The organism is Pseudoalteromonas sp. SG45-5 (assembly GCF_014164085.1).
GTDB lineage: Bacteria > Pseudomonadota > Gammaproteobacteria > Enterobacterales > Alteromonadaceae > Pseudoalteromonas > Pseudoalteromonas aliena.
In genome coordinates this window covers 24,927-40,665 of record NZ_JACJEM010000046.1, presented here as the reverse complement: position 1 = coordinate 40,665, position 15,739 = coordinate 24,927, and the positions used below count along the sequence as shown (strand labels likewise).

Below are 15,739 nucleotides of genomic sequence, written 5' to 3'. Positions count from 1 at the left end.
GTCTAACCGTTTGATTTTTAGATTCATATACACCTCAAAGTTGAGATGTTATTTTATCAAATTAAAGAGAATTAAGCGTTTAAATTAAATCGAAATTTTTGAAATTGGTCTGATCAATGTCTGTTGAATTCATTGTTTAGATGGGATTGATCAGCAAAACCGCATTCAAGAGCGAGTTGTGCCAAACTTAGCTGCGGGCTTTCTTTAATCAATTTTTTGGCCTGCCTGACTCTGTAAATACGTGCTAAGTGTTTGGCGGTAATGCCGCAGGTATTTTTTACGTAACGCTCTAATTGCCGCTTGCCTTTTGAGCTATCATCGTAAGCAGTAGTAAGTGGAGTAAGATTGATTATTTTATGGATCAGTGTTTGTGTATGCTCAATAGTATGATGATGTACTTCTGGTGCATTGAAGTGTGCTGATAATAAATCAATAAATGAATCTAAATTCGCATGTTGATTAAGCGCTTGTGCGATACCCGATAAAGTGGTTGGGGCAACAAGGGAATGATTAACCTTTTTTAGGTGAGCAAGCCCTGCGGGCTTAAACCTAATCCCACAAAAAATGGAGCCTGCAGTAAATGTCACTTTTTCTGATTGAGTTGATATGGTTTGCATGGAATAGGGGAGGCTTAATGGTTCGCCAGCTAAGTTAAGCTGCCCAGAAATTAAAAATATCACCCCTTGGGCACCATCGCAGGGTAGCCAACTCTCACCTGAAAACTGGGCGCGAGCAAACCAAAGTGCTTGTACATAATTTGCGATATTGCCCGTTGGACTATAAAGCTCAAGTAATAGTTTATCGTTCATTAAACTCAACAGTCGGTTTAAACATTTTCACCATGCGATTCCAGCTATTTATAGCATTGATTGCCACTGTGAGGGTAACTAAACTTGGTTGATCAAATAACTCGGCAAGAACAAGATAAAAGTCATCATCAATGTTCTGTGACAAGGTTAACTTTTCACAAAGCGCTAATGCAGCACGCTCTTTCTCGTTATAAAGAGGCGTGTCTTGCCACGTATTGAGGGCAATAATACGGTTAATACTTTCGCCATACTCCAGCGCTTGTTTGCTAAGCAATACGCACATTGGTTTAACTGTGATGCTCTTAGTTTTAGCAGCTCCCAAATTGTTAATCCAAAGCTCGCTTCGACTTTTTGTTTGATCAGTGCTTCTTGATTAATCAAGTAGGTCATTAACTCGGGTTCAACTGTATAGTAATTAGCTCTTTGCATAATCGTTCCTAATAGATAAATAACAGCTATCTAGTTTAGTGACGAGTAAATAAAAATAATTGTAAAAAAGCGACTTTCGCTGATAAGTGAATGGTAAAAAAGCACTGGCAATAGCAATGACCAGTGTATTAGGTTTTAAAGCTTACCCTTTGGCTCTATACGGTAAATACCTATGGCGTTGATCCCAAGATACAAATCACCATTTGGGTGGCTGGAGTACAACGATAAAATCGCTAGGGGTCGTCTAAATTGTAGGAGGAGTAAAAGCGAATTTCACCATTGATGGCACAGAGGCGTTTCGTTGCACAGAGATTAAATATTGGTAGTAGGAGATGGCTATAGCCACTAAGGATTTAACACCTGTGATAGGTTAACCATCATAGGTACTGAGCTTTCTGGCACGTGTTAAAAACTGTGTAAAAAACTTTATTCAAGGTTTCGTCGCGCTGGCGACAGCAGCCAAAGAGGGGCTATCGCTGGCCCCTCTCTGGACTCTCCGAGCGCCACCCGAGCATCACGTTTAATCCTTCAAAACATAATTGATGTGAACGTAAACGGCGAAGATAGGCCATCCATGGCCTAGTTTCGCCTCATCGCGCATCCATGCGCGATATTACTCATCAATTACTTATTTTCTGGGCGTGATGACGGGGGAGGGTGTTAAACGATAGATTGTTTTTTGGTCTTAGCAAGACATTAGGCCTTACTCAGTGCATTTTTATGATATGTATTTAAGAATTATATTTACTAACTTTGTATGGCACTATATAAAAAAGAGATATTTAAGAGGGAATTTGATGGCCGATATAAATGACTTTGATTGGAGCACACCGCCAAATCGTAAAATAGATGAGTACTTTCCTGCTGATAAGTTAGATAGAGCTAAATACGCAACATTTCTCACAAGGTTATTAATTCAAGAAGGTTTTGACGAGAATAGGCCGCAAAAAGAGCAAAAGAGAAATTACGTATTAAACTTAAATGCCGAGTGGGGCGCAGGTAAAACATACTTTCTCAAGCGTTGGTCGCAGGAACTCAAAAATTTTCCAGTTGTTTATGTCGATGCTTGGCAGCAAGATTACTCAGACGATCCGTTTTTAACTGTAATTTCGGGGATTATTAAGCAGCTACAACTTCAGGCGAAATTTGATATAACTATTCCCAAAAGCGCAGTTTCGATGTTTAAGGCTGTAGCACCAGCTATTGCACAAGGTTTAACTAAAAAAATATCAGGTATAGATATAGATGAACTGCATGCATTGTTATTTTCTGATAATGAAATTGATAACGATCAGAATCATAATACCAATAAGCTGACTGGTAGCGACTTTTCACCAGCAGTAAAAGCGCTTGCACAAAATTTGATTAAAGATCATGAAGCAAAAAATAAAAGCATCGAAGTAATAAAGTCTAAGTTAGCAGACTGGGTCAGTAAGTTTGAAAAGCAGGAAGGTAAATCGTTACCCATATTTATTTTTATCGATGAATTAGATCGCTGCCGCCCAAGTTATGCCGTCGAAATGCTAGAGACGATTAAACATATTTTTGATGTAGAGGGCATCGTGTTTGTTGTGGCAACAGATACAGAACAACTTCAACATACAATTAAATCAATTTATGGTGAAGGCTTTGATGCTAAGATTTACCTAGGCCGTTTTTTTAATAGCCGCTATAGCTTAAAACGACCTGTTTTAAAGGGTTTTTTATCAGTACATAGCGATACAACTAAATTTGAATCTGCGTATTTAGAAAGTAAAAATATTGAGCTACTCCCCCGCACAGAAACACCCGAAACCGCTTTAGCTAATATTTCAGTTGTTTTAGATGCGTTTAAGGTATCAGCAAGGACAGCTATTCAAATTACTGAACGTATTACTGCCATTATTGCAAATTTACCAAGTGGTAAAAAAGTTGATGTACTTGTGCTCGCTGTTTTGTTTTGTATCTATGAAAAAGACCACTCACTTTATGAAGAAATAATTACTGGAAGGTTTAAAAGAACAGAACTAGGTAGTGAAAATAAGATCATAGATATTAGCCTAGCTGACTCCTTACAAAAGGATATATCAAAAGAGTATTTATCAGCCGAGTTAATCTATTTTTTTGATCCACAGTCATACACCAGTCAATTGCATAGTGACCCAGATAGTTATTCTAAGGGAAACTACCCAATTTCATTATCTGAATTTATAGAAAAAGTTTTTTGTAAGATATTTAATAGCTTAGAAAGTTATTCTGTCTACTTTTTAGATCTTAATTATGAAGACGATACTTCTGAATTACAAAAAGCTGAGAGTGAATTAGCCAAACAGCCATATGGAATCTCTTATGAAACAACAATACTTTGGGTAAACTATATTTATATAAACGATGGATATAACACAATAACTAAAGAGCACTATCGTGAATTTATAGAGCTTTCATCACCATTAGATTACATGGGCGATAGTTAACTATCTCTGTGCAGTGCAAAGCGTCTCTGTGTTCTCGGTGGTAATATTTATCTAAATTACCACCAATCTCAACTGGACCAAACCACCTAAGCCCCACATTGCCTAACCCCAGCTCCTGCATGTTTAAGTGCAATAATTTGCCCTTTACCGTTATGCGCCATAGCGAGCATATCACCCGTATTTATATCGCTTTCAACCGCGTGTTTACCCTTTAAATCACTCAACAATGATTGCTTTATTTGCACTAGCACTTCATCATTACAGCTGGCTATGTACCAGTCGTTATCGACCTTTACGAGCGTACCGTATTCTAGGTGGCGCTGTTGGTGGCGACGTAAATCGTTAGCTAATTGGCTATCAAGCGCGTGTTTTTGCTCGTTTATAGAGCTTGCGTAGCTACCAGCTTGATTTATTTCGTGTGTTTTTATAAATGAATAGTCGTGAATGTCTATGGTGTTAAACACGGTTTTAGGTGCGTGGTTAAAGCCATCGTTATTATCAAATACAATAAATGCGAACACACCCAGTGCGCAGGCAAGGCTGGTTAGCTGCAACGTAAAGCCGAACTTTTTAGGCTTTGTGTGCGTGGCCTTTTTAAGTAGCGCTTTTTGCTGGTCACTTGTAAGTGTAGTGCGCGCTTTTCGCTCTTTAAAGTGTTGTGTGAGCTTTTGATCGAACGGCTCATCAGGCTTGTTCATTGTTTGCTCCTAATAAACGTTTAAGGTTTTGCTTGGCATAGCGCAGCCTTGTTTTAATGGTCTCGAGGCTGCTTTGCGTTATAAGTTCTATGTCGGTAAGCGAAAAGCCTTCTTGTTGTAATGTTATGGCTTCACGCTGTACAAAGCTAAGTTGTTTTAGCGCGGCATCGAACGCGTCATAGCTTATGTTTGAGCTGCCTATATGCGAGTCTCGACTAGCTAAGTCACCACTATTTAAGTCGCTTTCGCTTTTATCATTTTGTGCTGCTAAATGCGTGTTTTCGTCAAGCTCTACAAAGTGCTGTTGCCTGCGGTATTCGTCAATTAGTGTGTTGCGGGCAAGTTTAAATAACCACGCTTTGGGTGTGGTTTGTGCTTGGTAAAGGTGGCGCTTTTCGATTACTTTTAGCCATGTTTGTTGACTTACGTCGTATGCTAAATGCGTATTAGATTGCGTAACAAGGTAGTGATGTAAGTCGTTACTGTAGAGGGCAATAAGCTGCTCTAAGTAACGATTGTCGCCACTTTTTGCGTAACTTGCCATGCAGTCCTTGCTTGGCATTTCAAATAACCATGACTTAATACTTAGTAGCATAGGCTCATCGCTTTTATTGTTGTAATTTAAAATCGAGCTGTACAGTTTGACCTGTTTGTAATTGTGCCACACCTTCAATTACTTTGGGGCGATATTTCCAGCGTTTAATAGCTCTTATTGCTTCGCGGTCAAAGGTACGTTTTGGCTCGGCGTTAATAACTACTGGGTCGATTACCTCACCTGTTGGCGAAATACTAAAGCTTAGTTGTACCCAACCTTCAATACCATCGCGCGCGGCTGTGGTTGGGTATTTAGGGTTTATGCGCACTATAGGTGTTGCATCCCCTGTTGGGCGATTAATGGTGTTGTTAATGTCGCCACCAAAATCATCAATTGTAATCGGCGTAAAGTCGCTAATTGCAAGCACTGGATCGGCTGATGTATCAAGCGGTGGAGCTTTTGGCGGCACTTTAGGCATTGGCGGTGGTGGCTGTATTTTTTGTATGTGCCTTACTTTTGAATCCTCAGGCGCTTGAAAAATCTCTACTATAAAATCGTCCCCTGGTTTAACCGGTGCGCGTTGCTCGCCACTTATTAAATATTGCATAAACGCAAAAGCTGCAAAGGTCATTGCGGCGCCGCCAATAACGGCGGTCGATGTTTTAATAAATACTGGGTTGTTAGGTACTTCAAGTGTGTGCATAAGCCGCTCCAAATTTTATTGACCACTACAATTAGGGTGTTTTCAAAGCTATAACGGGTGGCAAATCAAAAAGGGGTGAAATAATTTTATAAAAAATGTGGGGTTTAGTTACAATAGCCATTCGCATTCTTTTACTTATTAACTTTTTAGGCTGTTATGCAACTCATTGAAATAAATAAAGCACGTTACCGTAAACATTTAAACCGTGTTATTGCAGGTTGTGGTATTGGCTTGGCTGTAGGTAGCTTGGCTATATCGCAAACGCTGATTGCTTTATTTCCTGATGAAAGTGGTAGCCACTTTCATTGGAACTTAATAGGCGTTGTTATTACAAGCGTTGGGCTTGCGTGGTTACTTAATAAATACCGTACACATACGTTTATGATTGAAGTTGTATATGTATGGGAGCTTAAAAAAGCACTTAACAAAATAACCCGTAAAATGGCTAAGTTAAAAGCCGCTGGCCGTGAAGGCAATGCCGATGCGTTATTAGCAATTCATTATAGCTACGCGGGCTCTCGGTTATTGTGGCAGCTAGACGATAACCTAATCACTATGGACGATTTAGCCATTAAACAAGCTGAGCTTGAATCTGTTGCAGCGCAACATAACGTAACGCTTAATGTTGAAGATTACGACGCAAGTATTTTAAAACAGTTTTAAAGCTTAGGTTTTTAAATTAGTTAGAGGAGCCTTAATGAAAAAAGTACTCATAGTGTGTTTAGGTAATATTTGCCGCTCGCCAACTGCAGAGGCGGTATTAAAAGCCCGTGCTAAAAAGCTAGGTGTTAACGTTAAAGTCGATTCGGCAGGGACTATTGGTTACCACGAAGGTAAAACGCCTGATAGCCGCTCAATGGCTGCAGGCGAAAAACGTGGTTATAGTTTTAAAGGTATTTATTCGCGTAAAGTACGCACAAGCGATTTTACTGAATTTGATTTAATTTTAGCGGCCGATACGCAAAATTTAGCTGATTTAACAGCGCAATGTCCTGAGCATCTACAGTACAAATTAGCGTTGTTTTTAGAGTTTGGTGAACAGATCGTTAGTGCGATTCCCGATCCGTATTACGGCGGTGATGATGGCTTTGAAAAGGTGCTCGATTTAATAGAAGCGGCTAGCGATAAGATTTTGTCAAAAATTTAATCATCCATAACGGCTAATTTAAAATATAACTAGGCTTTCCGCATTGCATTTAGATCCTAAAGTGGGTACATTTTGTGCTGGTTTTATACTTAATTAAAGGGAACTTTATGAAAACAAAAATATTACTACTCGCTTTATCTATTGCTTCTTACTCTAGTGCTGCCAACGAGGTTAGTTTTTCGATTGGGGGTGGCTATCCTTATTTAGTTATTCCTGAAGTGTCTTTATCGGCTAACGACGATACACAGCGCTGGTATGCAAACTATAAACTAGGCCTTGATGATGGATTTTCAGCAGGTTTTGAACAAGCAGTAAGCGATAATAAAAAGCATGCTTTTGGCGCGCTTGTGGGTGCTATTGGCGCAAGAGATACTGATCAAAAGTGTGAAAGTTCAACAAATGACGATATAGCAAGTGAATTTGGTAATATTATAGGTTGTGCAATTAGCGGTATTTTTGATGAAGAAACCACTAACGGTGTAGGGCTTACTTACAGCTATAACTTTAATGGGTTAAACAACTCCGGTTTTAGACTGGAATTAGATATAGGTTACGGAAAAGCAAGTGATAGTAACGAAAAAAGAGCGGATGGCGGTATTAGTTTAAGCTATGAATTTTAATTGCTTTGAGAATAATAATTAAGGCATAAAGGCGCTTAATGGCGCCTTTATGCCTATTAGTTTAGCGATTAATTTTAAAGTCTAGTCGTACTTGAGATGTCGCAGAAACGGGTTGTCCTTTTTCAAACTTTGGTGCATAGCGCCATTGCTCAACAGCTTTTATCGCCGATTTTTCAAAAGAGATACCACCATCAGAGTTTAATATACTAACGTTTTTTACAAACCCTGCCGTGTCTACTTCAAATTCCATAGCAACACTGCCACTTCTACCTTGTTTTGCCTTATTTAAAGGATAATCGGGATTAACACGGTAAAGCGGTTTTTGCTCTTGCGATTCTTTCCACGGCACCATTTTAGCAATAGCTAAGCAGTGTTTAGTTGCTTCATCACTTTTGCCTTGTTTCTCGTAAAGCCCAATAAGCTTAGAGTGCGCGCTTAGCTCTGCGCTATGATCAAAGCTTAAGTTGTTATCGAATACACCCACTACACGGTTTAGTCTTTCAATCGCTTGATTATACTTCTTACGACCTTCAGCGAATGAGGCCATTAAAAAATCTGCTTTGATACGATCAACTGAATTTTCAGGCAAATTGGCTTGATAGTACTCATCAGCCAGTTCTAAATAACGTTTAGCTCTGCGGTAATATTTATGTGAAAATTTTCGAGCAAGCAGCGAGGCGGCTTCAAATTGCATATCGGCAACAAGCTTTGGATTATTTTGTTCAGCTGCTATATCAATTATGTGTTCAAAATGGTTAGCAGCTTCTCTATCTGATTCGGTATTACTTGCCATACCGAGCAGAGCGTCGAGTGTTTCGACTGATTTATTACCGTGATTTTTGGCTAAAATGTCGTGCGCTTGCTTATAAAGTGCGTAACGCTGCTCGTAACCATCGCTAATGCGTGGGTTAATAGCTTTGGCATAATTAATAGCAAGGTTTGCTGTGTTATCTGACTCTTCGCCATAATTAGCTGAGCCTAGGGTATAAGCAAGCTCAGCGGCTTGTTTTACGTTTTTATTTTCTGCAACTGCAGTTAAGTAGGTTTGGTACGCTTGTGAAAAGTTGACTTCTGGGTTTGTTGCTTGGCTTGCAAGTGAATAAGTACTTAGCGTTGATAAACTTAAGCCTAATACTAAGGCGAGTTGTTGGCGTTTCATAATAATCCCTATCGTTGTTTTGCTTACAAAATATCAAATTCGTTAGTACCTGTCATTTTTTTAGGTAAATTAACGTGAACAATATAGTGCTCTATTTGCATCAATTTATTGCTAACTGTCATTGAAAATAACGCTTATCGTCGCCATATATTTGCGATAAACAGTCTTGTACTACGGTGTATTTATCCTATTTTGTGATATTATCACTTTATTGTCGTGTCGTAGTTATTTAAATATTTGGATTTGTCGTGGCGCAAGTAAGAGCAAGAGTTCAGCTTAATGTTGGCAAAAATAGTAATATCCCTGCAGAAATAATCTCATTTACTGATTTAAAAGATGGTCAAGAACATATTGCTATGGTGTTTAATAATGCTGATACAGAGCAAGATGTCCCACTTATTCGTATGCATTCAGAGTGCTTAACGGGGGATGTGTTTTATTCATCGCGCTGTGATTGCGGCGAGCAGCTAAATGAATGCATTGAAATGATGCATGAGCAAGGCGGCATTTTATTATATTTACGCCAAGAAGGCCGTGGCATTGGTTTGTATAACAAAATTGATGCTTACGTACTGCAATCGCAAGGGATGAACACCTACGAAGCTAATAATCATTTAGGCTTTGCTGATGATTTACGTGACTTTTCGGATGCGGTATTAATGCTCAATGCGCTTAATTTAAGCCACGTTAAATTAATGACTAATAATCCTAAAAAGCTTAACGCACTAAAAGATGCCGGTATTAATGTTGACTCGGTTGTGGGCACGCATGCGCACATTAAAGCGGGTGTTGCGGGTAATAAGTCGTACCTAGAAACAAAAATTAAGCATGGTGCACACATGTTAGATATTAAGAAAATTAAAAAACCTTAATCATTTAATTACGTTTCGTCTATTAATCCCCCCTCACGCCAAGTTATACTTGGCGTGTTTCGTTATAAATTAAGAGCAAGTATGTCTACACAATTACGAATTTTTAAAGCCGATGCAGGGCTAAAGTGGTTAAAAGCCGGATGGCTTATTTTTAAAACCCAGCCAGCAACCTTTATTTTTATGCATTTATTTATTGGTATTGTAGGGCTACTGTCATTATTTTTACCACTGCTGCAAGTTGTGGCAGCGCTAGCTACGCCATTTTTAACCGCAGGGTTTTATCAAGCTGTACTTACAAAACAGCAAGGCGGAAAAATAATGCTAGCCGATATCCTCAAGCCATTTTCGGCTAAGGGAAATCGTTTAGGGTTATTACGTTTAGCACTTTATCAAATGGGCGCAGGTATATTAATGGCGTTACTTGCTAATGGCTTATTTGCCGATGCGGTAGCAATTATGACTCAGCCAAATGTTGATCCCAATGTAGCGCTTGAGCAGATGGTCGAAAGTATATCGATGGCAAACGTTGTGTTGTTTTTGATTGCTTTATCGATTTATTTTACATCGTTTGCATACGCGGTGCCTTTAGTTTATTTCAATAAAGAGCAACGCATATTAAACGCGCTTAAAGATTCGTTTATGGTGTTTTATCATAACATTTTGCCACTTGGGGTTTTTGGCCTTATTTGCGCATTATTTATGGCGCTTTCGATGTTCTTATCGTTCTTACCGCTGTTGATTTTAATGCCGATTTGCTACATTAGCTTTTTTGTATCTTATCAAGCCATTTTTATGCCTGTTGTACCACCAAGTGACGACATTAATGTTAAGCCACTTAGCAGCGAAATAAGCGGGCGTTTTGACGCTTAATGGATGATAAATTAAAGCAAAAACTAAAAAACTATGTACTTTGGTTACTAGGGCGCCAAGAATATTCGCGTCGTGAGTTAACGCTCAAATTACAGCAAAAAGAAGCCACAGAAGAGTTTATTGAAACGCTGCTTGATTGGTGCGAAAAGCATAATTTTATTAACGAGCAGCGATACTGTGAAGGCTTTGTAAGAAAACACATATTTAAATGCCACGGGCTTAAGCGAATACAAAGCGAAGCGATGGGCAAAGGGATTGATCGTTCGCTACTTGAAAGGGTAGTTGAAGAGCTTGAAGTAGATTGGTTTGAGCTTGCGCAGGATGCGTACAATAAAAAATATTCGAATACACCGGCCGATCTCGATTACAAAGATAAAGCTAAGCGCGTGCGCTACTTAATGTATCGGGGTTTTAGCTACGATGAAATTAATTTTGCAATGCAAGCACAGTAAATACAGGTGAGACTTTCAAATGCAGCACATGACTACCGCACAAATTAGGCAACAGTTTTTAGACTTTTTTGCCAGCAAACAACACCAAGTTGTCCCTTCAAGCTCGCTTATTCCGGGTAACGATGCCACGTTGTTATTTAACAATGCCGGCATGGTGCAATTTAAAGATGTATTTTTAGGCGCAGAAAGCCGCCCTTATACACGTGCGACAAGCTCGCAGCGCTGTGTACGTGCTGGCGGTAAGCATAACGATTTAGAAAACGTAGGCTACACTGCTCGCCACCATACATTTTTTGAAATGTTAGGTAACTTCAGCTTTGGTGATTACTTTAAGCAAGACGCGATTAAGTTTGCATGGGAGTTTTTAACTGAGGTAGTAAGCCTACCTAAAGAAAAACTTTTAGTAACTATTTATCACGATGATGAAGAAGCGTTTGGTTACTGGGCTAACGAAATTGGTTTGCCAGAGGAGCGTATTATTCGTATTGCGACCTCAGACAACTTTTGGTCAATGGGCGATACGGGTCCGTGTGGTCCGTGTTCTGAAATATTTTATGATCACGGCGAGCATATTTGGGGCGGACCTCCGGGCTCACCCGAGGAAGACGGCGACCGTTTCATCGAAATTTGGAACCTTGTATTTATGCAATACAACCGTCAAAGCGACGGTACTATGTTGCCTCTACCTAAGCAGTCTGTTGATACGGGCATGGGCCTTGAGCGTATTGCTGCTATTTTGCAGGGCGTGCATTCAAACTACGAAATCGATTTATTCCAAGGTTTAATTGCCGCTGCTGCCAGTGTAACTAACGCACAAGATATGGGCGACAAGTCACTTCGCGTAGTGGCGGATCATATTCGCTCGTGTGCGTTTTTAATCTCAGACGGTGTTATGCCATCTAACGAAGGCCGTGGTTATGTACTACGTCGTATTATTCGTCGCGCTGTGCGCCATGGTAATAAGTTAGGTGCACAAGGTTCGTTTTTCTATAAATTAGTTGCGGCGTTAATTGAGCAAATGGGTCAAGCGTATCCTGAGCTTGCTAAGCAACAAGAAATTATTGAAAAAGTATTACGTATTGAAGAAGAACAGTTTGGTAAAACACTTGAGCGTGGCTTAGCTATTTTAGAAGAAAGCTTAAGCGACCTTAAAGGCGATATTATACCGGGCGACTTAGTATTTAAACTTTACGATACGTACGGTTTTCCAGCTGATTTAACGGCCGATGTTGCCCGTGAGCGCCAGATGACAATTGATCATCAAGGCTTTGAAGAATGCATGGCTGTACAACGTAAAACAGCGCAGCAAGCGGGTAAGTTTGGCGCTGATTACAATGACCAATTAAAATCAGATAAACACACTGACTTTAAAGGTTACGACAGCACACATTATAGCGCGACAGTGGTTGAAATTTTTGCCGATGGTGAAGTTGTTCAGTTACTAGAAGATGGTCAAAAAGGTATTGTAGTACTAAACCGCACACCGTTTTACGCTGAATCAGGCGGCCAAACGGGCGATACGGGTACTATTACAGTGGCTGGTGGCGAATTTAATGTTACTAATACAACTAAGCTTGGTAATGCATTTGCTCACCACGGTACTGTACAAGGTCGTATTGGTGTTAACGATAAAGTTGACGCAACTATTGATGATACGCGCCGTGATAGCATTAAGAAAAACCACACAGCTACGCATATTTTGCACGAAGCACTACGTCAGTTATTAGGCGATCATGTAGGTCAAAAAGGCTCACTTGTTCAACCTGATCGTTTACGTTTTGATTTCTCGCATTTTGAAGCGGTTACAAAAGATGAGTTACGTGAAATTGAGCGCGTAGTTAATGACGAAATTCGTCGTAATTTTGCACTTAATACTGAGCTTATGGCTATTGATGATGCTAAAGCGAAAGGCGCTATGGCGTTGTTTGGCGAAAAGTACGATGACGAAGTACGTGTAGTAACCATTGGTGACTACTCTATTGAGCTTTGTGGTGGTACTCACGTTGAACGCGCAGGCGACATTGGTTTATTCAAAATTGTATCTGAAAGCGGTATTGCCGCAGGCGTACGCCGTATTGAAGCTGTAACCGGTGCAGATGCTGTAGCGTACGTTAGCGAGCAAGAGCAACAACTTAGCGATGTTGCGGCTTTAGTTAAAGGCGATAGTGCATCAGTTCTTGAAAAGGTAACTGCTTTACTTGAGAAGTCAAAAAGCCTTGAAAAGCAAATTGCGCAACTTAACGATAAGTTGGCAAGTGCAGCGGGTGCGTCTTTACTTGATTCGATTGTTGAAATAAACGGTGTTAAGCTACTTGTAGCAAACGTTGAAGGTACTGAATCTAAAGCACTGCGCGGTATGGTTGATGACCTTAAAAACAAGATTGGCTCAGGTGTTATTGCACTAGGTGTTGCCAGTGGCGACAAAGTAAGCCTAATTGCTGGTGTAACGAAAGACTTAACAGGCAAAGTAAAAGCCGGTGAGTTAGTTAACCACATGGCAGGCCAAGTAGGTGGTAAAGGTGGCGGTCGTCCAGATATGGCACAAGCCGGTGGTAGTGAGCCACAAAACCTCGCTGCTGCACTAGATAGCGTTACAGCTTGGTTAACTGAGCGTACTTAAGCCTAAGTGGCGCTTATTGTTCAAAAATTCGGTGGCACTTCGGTGGGCTCAATAGAGCGAATTGAAGCGGTTGCCGACCTTGTTGTAAAAACCAGGCAACAAGGACATCAAGTGGTTGTGGTGCTCTCGGCTATGTCGGGAGAAACCAACCGCTTAATTAATCTTGCCAAACAAATAGATACTCGCCCGAGTAGCCGTGAACTAGACGTACTAATTAGCACCGGAGAGCAGGTTTCTGTATCACTGCTTGCTATGGCTATTATAAAACGTGGTCACTCAGCGGTGAGTTTATTAGCCGATCAAGTCAATATTCTAACCGACAACATGTTTGGTAAGGCTCGCATTGCAGAGGTTGCTGCTACGCGCTTAAAGCATGAGCTTGAGCATAATCGTATTGCTATTATTGCTGGGTTTCAGGGACGTGATATTGAGGGTAACATTACAACGCTTGGACGCGGTGGCACCGATACATCGGCTGTCGAAATAGCAGCAGCCATAAAAGCCGACGAATGCCAGATCTATACAGACGTTGACGGCGTATATACTACAGATCCTCGTGTCGAGCCTAACGCGCGCCGAATGGGCCAAGTTACCTTTGCTGAAATGCTGGAGCTGGCAAGTTTAGGGGCGAAAGTTTTGCATATACGCTCAGTAGAAGCTGCAGGTAGGCACAATGTGCCACTTAGGGTGCTTTCGAGCTTTAATCCCGATGAAGGCACGTTAATAAGTTTTGAGGAGAGCGATATGCCAAACAAGGTGGTATCGGGAATTGCGTTTAATCGCGATGAGTGTTTAATTAAAGTAGAAGGCATTCCAGCAGGTACGCAAAATCTTTCAAAAATATTGAAACTTTTTGCCGATAATGGCATCGAAATAGATATGATTAATCAAGTTAATCATAACTTTGAAAAAATAGACTATGCTTTTACAGTGCACTCGAATGACTACCTGCAAGCACTTGAATTAATCTCTGAGCAACAAGCTCAACTCGGTGCTCAAAATGTAGGCGGGTTAACCACAGTAGCTAAAGTGTCTGCTGTGGGGATGGGTATGAAATCGCATTCTGGTGTCGCTAGTTTATTTTTTGATGCATTAGCACAGGAAAATATTAATGTTGTTTTAGTGTCTACTTCAGAGATTAAAATTTCAGTTTTAATAGATGAAAAGTACCTAGAGTTGGCTGTTCGTGCATTACATAAAGCATTTTTAACAGAAAATGAATAGATTGGTAGTTTTTACTTACTTTTCAGTCTGATTTTCATTAATATGTTTAAGCGGAATCTTATAATTTATATTGGAACATGGGAGCAATAGAATGCTAATACTAACTCGTAGAGTGGGTGAAACCCTAATGATTGGTGACGAAGTAACAGTTACCGTGCTAGGTGTTAAAGGAAATCAAGTTCGAATCGGTGTTAATGCACCAAAGGACGTATCAGTGCATCGTGAAGAGATTTACATGCGTATACAAGCTGAAAAGTCGAACCCAAATCCGGGCAATGCTTAATCAACACGTATAAATAGCTGAGTACCTTACTGGGCTATATTAAAAAACCACTCATTGAGTGGTTTTTTTGTTTATGAAATCGAGTATTTCAGAGCTGAGAATTTGCTTTGAAATATACTGCATACCGCTTTTATTTTGAAGAAGGATACCTTGCTGCGTATCTATTACTGTATTAATGTCTTGCCATGCTAATTGATAGTTTTTGTAATGATTGGCAGATTTAATACCGTCGTCATCGAAGGTAAGTGTTACTTCTGAGCCAGAAGCTCTACTAAGCATTTGTCTGGTAACCCACCAAGGTCTGCGATAGTAAAAAGCGACGCACTCTAGCACACCAAGCATAATCAAAAACGATCCTAAGTAATGATCATTTAACCCATAAATACCAAATAAACCAAGTGCAACGAGCAACACAAGTAAAAAATACTTAGGTTTTGCACGTTTACTGTAAGGCAGTGATTCATCAAAGCACTCGTAAAAATAGGGTTTATCGAGTGTGTAGGTCGTTGTAAATGCCATATTATCTTATTTAAAGTATCATTTTTTTCTATTTTAACAAGCTAACCTCTAAATGAGCAGCTTTATAGTCAATGATTTTATTGCAGACACAAAAAAACGGCTCAAGAGCCGTTTTTTAGCGGTGCTAAAAGTATTAACAGTTAGTTTCTTCAGCGTTTACGCCTTCTTTAACTTCTTCGCATGCATCTTCTACTTTGTTCTGCACGTCGGTTACTGCTTCGTCAATACGTTCGCCTGCGTCTTCTGCATGATTGTCTTCACAACCCATGATGAAAAAACTTGCGAATAGACCAATTAGTGCTGCTTTTAAAGTTGTAGATTTCATAATGTGATTCCTTGTAAGTTT

At 40.0% G+C, this 15,739-nt stretch carries 18 protein-coding genes; 10 read left to right on the top strand and 8 right to left on the bottom strand.

All coding sequences use genetic code 11. From position 1 onward, the window contains the following. Positions 1 to 113: 113 nt before the first annotated feature. Together H5119_RS14865 and H5119_RS20535 are read right to left on the bottom strand one after the other, a co-directional pair. Positions 114 to 809, bottom strand: coding sequence for a helix-turn-helix domain-containing protein (locus tag H5119_RS14865; RefSeq protein WP_182702814.1), 696 nt, complete (start codon positions 807 to 809; stop codon positions 114 to 116). Further along, a complete protein-coding gene (locus tag H5119_RS20535) occupies positions 799 to 1,083 on the bottom strand; it encodes a carboxymuconolactone decarboxylase family protein (RefSeq protein ID WP_259399629.1) in 285 nt (94 codons plus the stop codon). Before H5119_RS20535 ends, H5119_RS14865 begins: the two co-directional genes overlap by 11 nt. Positions 1,084 to 2,035: 952 nt before the next feature. Between H5119_RS20535 and H5119_RS14855 the strand changes: the two genes are divergently transcribed. Next, positions 2,036 to 3,691 (top strand): P-loop NTPase fold protein, encoded by a 1,656-nt coding sequence (locus tag H5119_RS14855; protein ID WP_182702813.1) that lies wholly within the window; start codon positions 2,036 to 2,038, stop codon positions 3,689 to 3,691. Positions 3,692 to 3,777: 86 nt separating this feature from the next. Here the strand turns inward: H5119_RS14855 and H5119_RS14850 are convergent, their stop codons facing one another. From H5119_RS14850 to H5119_RS14840, 3 genes are read right to left on the bottom strand one after another with little or no spacing between them, the layout of a single operon-like run. Beyond that, positions 3,778 to 4,389 (bottom strand): hypothetical protein, encoded by a 612-nt coding sequence (locus H5119_RS14850; RefSeq protein ID WP_182702812.1) that lies wholly within the window; start codon positions 4,387 to 4,389, stop codon positions 3,778 to 3,780. Continuing rightward, on the bottom strand, positions 4,376 to 4,984 hold the full coding sequence (locus tag H5119_RS14845; protein ID WP_259398963.1) for a sigma-70 family RNA polymerase sigma factor: 609 nt from the start codon (positions 4,982 to 4,984) through the stop codon (positions 4,376 to 4,378). The genes H5119_RS14850 and H5119_RS14845 overlap by 14 nt, the downstream gene beginning before the upstream one ends. Before the next feature lie 13 nt (positions 4,985 to 4,997). Then, complete coding sequence (locus H5119_RS14840; protein WP_182702811.1) at positions 4,998 to 5,627, bottom strand: energy transducer TonB; 630 nt, start codon at positions 5,625 to 5,627, stop codon at positions 4,998 to 5,000. Positions 5,628 to 5,783: 156 nt separating this feature from the next. On the opposite strand from H5119_RS14840, the gene H5119_RS14835 reads away from it, so the two are divergent. The 3 genes from H5119_RS14835 to H5119_RS14825 all read left to right on the top strand — a co-directional run bounded on the left by H5119_RS14835 (position 5,784) and on the right by H5119_RS14825 (position 7,394). Further along, positions 5,784 to 6,290, top strand: a complete 507-nt coding sequence (locus H5119_RS14835; RefSeq protein WP_182702810.1) for a DUF3087 domain-containing protein — start codon at positions 5,784 to 5,786, stop codon at positions 6,288 to 6,290. A gap of 34 nt (positions 6,291 to 6,324) precedes the next feature. After that, positions 6,325 to 6,774 carry a low molecular weight protein-tyrosine-phosphatase gene (locus tag H5119_RS14830; RefSeq protein ID WP_182702809.1) on the top strand — a complete coding sequence of 150 codons (450 nt, stop codon included), beginning with the start codon at positions 6,325 to 6,327 and terminating at the stop codon, positions 6,772 to 6,774. A 107-nt stretch (positions 6,775 to 6,881) separates the two neighbouring features. Beyond that, positions 6,882 to 7,394 carry a hypothetical protein gene (locus H5119_RS14825; protein WP_182702808.1) on the top strand — a complete coding sequence of 171 codons (513 nt, stop codon included), beginning with the start codon at positions 6,882 to 6,884 and terminating at the stop codon, positions 7,392 to 7,394. A gap of 61 nt (positions 7,395 to 7,455) precedes the next feature. Here H5119_RS14825 and H5119_RS14820 read toward each other — a convergent pair whose 3' ends face one another. Continuing rightward, positions 7,456 to 8,553, bottom strand: coding sequence for an energy transducer TonB (locus tag H5119_RS14820; protein WP_182702807.1), 1,098 nt, complete (start codon positions 8,551 to 8,553; stop codon positions 7,456 to 7,458). Positions 8,554 to 8,801: 248 nt separating this feature from the next. Here H5119_RS14820 and ribA point away from each other — a divergent pair, with 248 nt between their 5' ends. The 6 genes from ribA (at position 8,802) to csrA (ending at position 14,874) form a co-directional block, all read left to right on the top strand. After that, positions 8,802 to 9,425 carry a GTP cyclohydrolase II gene (ribA, locus tag H5119_RS14815; RefSeq protein ID WP_182702806.1) on the top strand — a complete coding sequence of 208 codons (624 nt, stop codon included), beginning with the start codon at positions 8,802 to 8,804 and terminating at the stop codon, positions 9,423 to 9,425. A gap of 81 nt (positions 9,426 to 9,506) precedes the next feature. Continuing rightward, entirely contained in the window at positions 9,507 to 10,295 is a 789-nt protein-coding gene (locus tag H5119_RS14810) for a BPSS1780 family membrane protein (protein WP_182702805.1), read from the top strand. Continuing rightward, positions 10,295 to 10,747 (top strand): regulatory protein RecX, encoded by a 453-nt coding sequence (locus tag H5119_RS14805; protein ID WP_182702804.1) that lies wholly within the window; start codon positions 10,295 to 10,297, stop codon positions 10,745 to 10,747. The genes H5119_RS14810 and H5119_RS14805 overlap by 1 nt, the downstream gene beginning before the upstream one ends. A gap of 19 nt (positions 10,748 to 10,766) precedes the next feature. Next, entirely contained in the window at positions 10,767 to 13,367 is a 2,601-nt protein-coding gene (gene alaS, locus H5119_RS14800) for an alanine--tRNA ligase (RefSeq protein WP_182702803.1), read from the top strand. Between the two features lie 6 nt (positions 13,368 to 13,373). After that, positions 13,374 to 14,591, top strand: coding sequence for an aspartate kinase (locus tag H5119_RS14795; protein ID WP_182702802.1), 1,218 nt, complete (start codon positions 13,374 to 13,376; stop codon positions 14,589 to 14,591). Positions 14,592 to 14,682: 91 nt separating this feature from the next. Next, positions 14,683 to 14,874 (top strand): carbon storage regulator CsrA, encoded by a 192-nt coding sequence (gene csrA, locus H5119_RS14790; protein WP_004587515.1) that lies wholly within the window; start codon positions 14,683 to 14,685, stop codon positions 14,872 to 14,874. A gap of 51 nt (positions 14,875 to 14,925) precedes the next feature. Here csrA and H5119_RS14785 read toward each other — a convergent pair whose 3' ends face one another. Both H5119_RS14785 and H5119_RS14780 read right to left on the bottom strand, forming a co-directional pair. Then, entirely contained in the window at positions 14,926 to 15,393 is a 468-nt protein-coding gene (locus H5119_RS14785; protein ID WP_077537022.1) for a YcxB family protein, read from the bottom strand. A gap of 133 nt (positions 15,394 to 15,526) precedes the next feature. Continuing rightward, on the bottom strand, positions 15,527 to 15,718 hold the full coding sequence (locus H5119_RS14780) for a hypothetical protein (protein ID WP_138584160.1): 192 nt from the start codon (positions 15,716 to 15,718) through the stop codon (positions 15,527 to 15,529). Between the last annotated feature and the right edge of the window lie 21 nt (positions 15,719 to 15,739).

What these genes read in the sequence shown, in the direction of transcription:
- H5119_RS14840 (WP_182702811.1), bottom strand. Translation starts at nt 5,627, where the DNA reads ATGCACACACTTGAAGTACCTAACAACCCAGTATTTATTAAAACATCG.
- H5119_RS14865 (WP_182702814.1), bottom strand. Translation starts at nt 809, where the DNA reads ATGAACGATAAACTATTACTTGAGCTTTATAGTCCAACGGGCAATATC.
- H5119_RS14820 (WP_182702807.1), bottom strand. Translation starts at nt 8,553, where the DNA reads ATGAAACGCCAACAACTCGCCTTAGTATTAGGCTTAAGTTTATCAACG.
- H5119_RS14825 (WP_182702808.1), top strand. Translation starts at nt 6,882, where the DNA reads ATGAAAACAAAAATATTACTACTCGCTTTATCTATTGCTTCTTACTCT.
- H5119_RS14780 (WP_138584160.1), bottom strand. Translation starts at nt 15,718, where the DNA reads ATGAAATCTACAACTTTAAAAGCAGCACTAATTGGTCTATTCGCAAGT.
- H5119_RS14850 (WP_182702812.1), bottom strand. Translation starts at nt 4,389, where the DNA reads ATGAACAAGCCTGATGAGCCGTTCGATCAAAAGCTCACACAACACTTT.
- H5119_RS14785 (WP_077537022.1), bottom strand. Translation starts at nt 15,393, where the DNA reads ATGGCATTTACAACGACCTACACACTCGATAAACCCTATTTTTACGAG.
- H5119_RS14835 (WP_182702810.1), top strand. Translation starts at nt 5,784, where the DNA reads ATGCAACTCATTGAAATAAATAAAGCACGTTACCGTAAACATTTAAAC.
- H5119_RS14845 (WP_259398963.1), bottom strand. Translation starts at nt 4,984, where the DNA reads ATGCTACTAAGTATTAAGTCATGGTTATTTGAAATGCCAAGCAAGGAC.
- H5119_RS14830 (WP_182702809.1), top strand. Translation starts at nt 6,325, where the DNA reads ATGAAAAAAGTACTCATAGTGTGTTTAGGTAATATTTGCCGCTCGCCA.
- csrA (WP_004587515.1), top strand. Translation starts at nt 14,683, where the DNA reads ATGCTAATACTAACTCGTAGAGTGGGTGAAACCCTAATGATTGGTGAC.
- alaS (WP_182702803.1), top strand. Translation starts at nt 10,767, where the DNA reads ATGCAGCACATGACTACCGCACAAATTAGGCAACAGTTTTTAGACTTT.
- H5119_RS14805 (WP_182702804.1), top strand. Translation starts at nt 10,295, where the DNA reads ATGGATGATAAATTAAAGCAAAAACTAAAAAACTATGTACTTTGGTTA.
- H5119_RS14810 (WP_182702805.1), top strand. Translation starts at nt 9,507, where the DNA reads ATGTCTACACAATTACGAATTTTTAAAGCCGATGCAGGGCTAAAGTGG.
- H5119_RS14855 (WP_182702813.1), top strand. Translation starts at nt 2,036, where the DNA reads ATGGCCGATATAAATGACTTTGATTGGAGCACACCGCCAAATCGTAAA.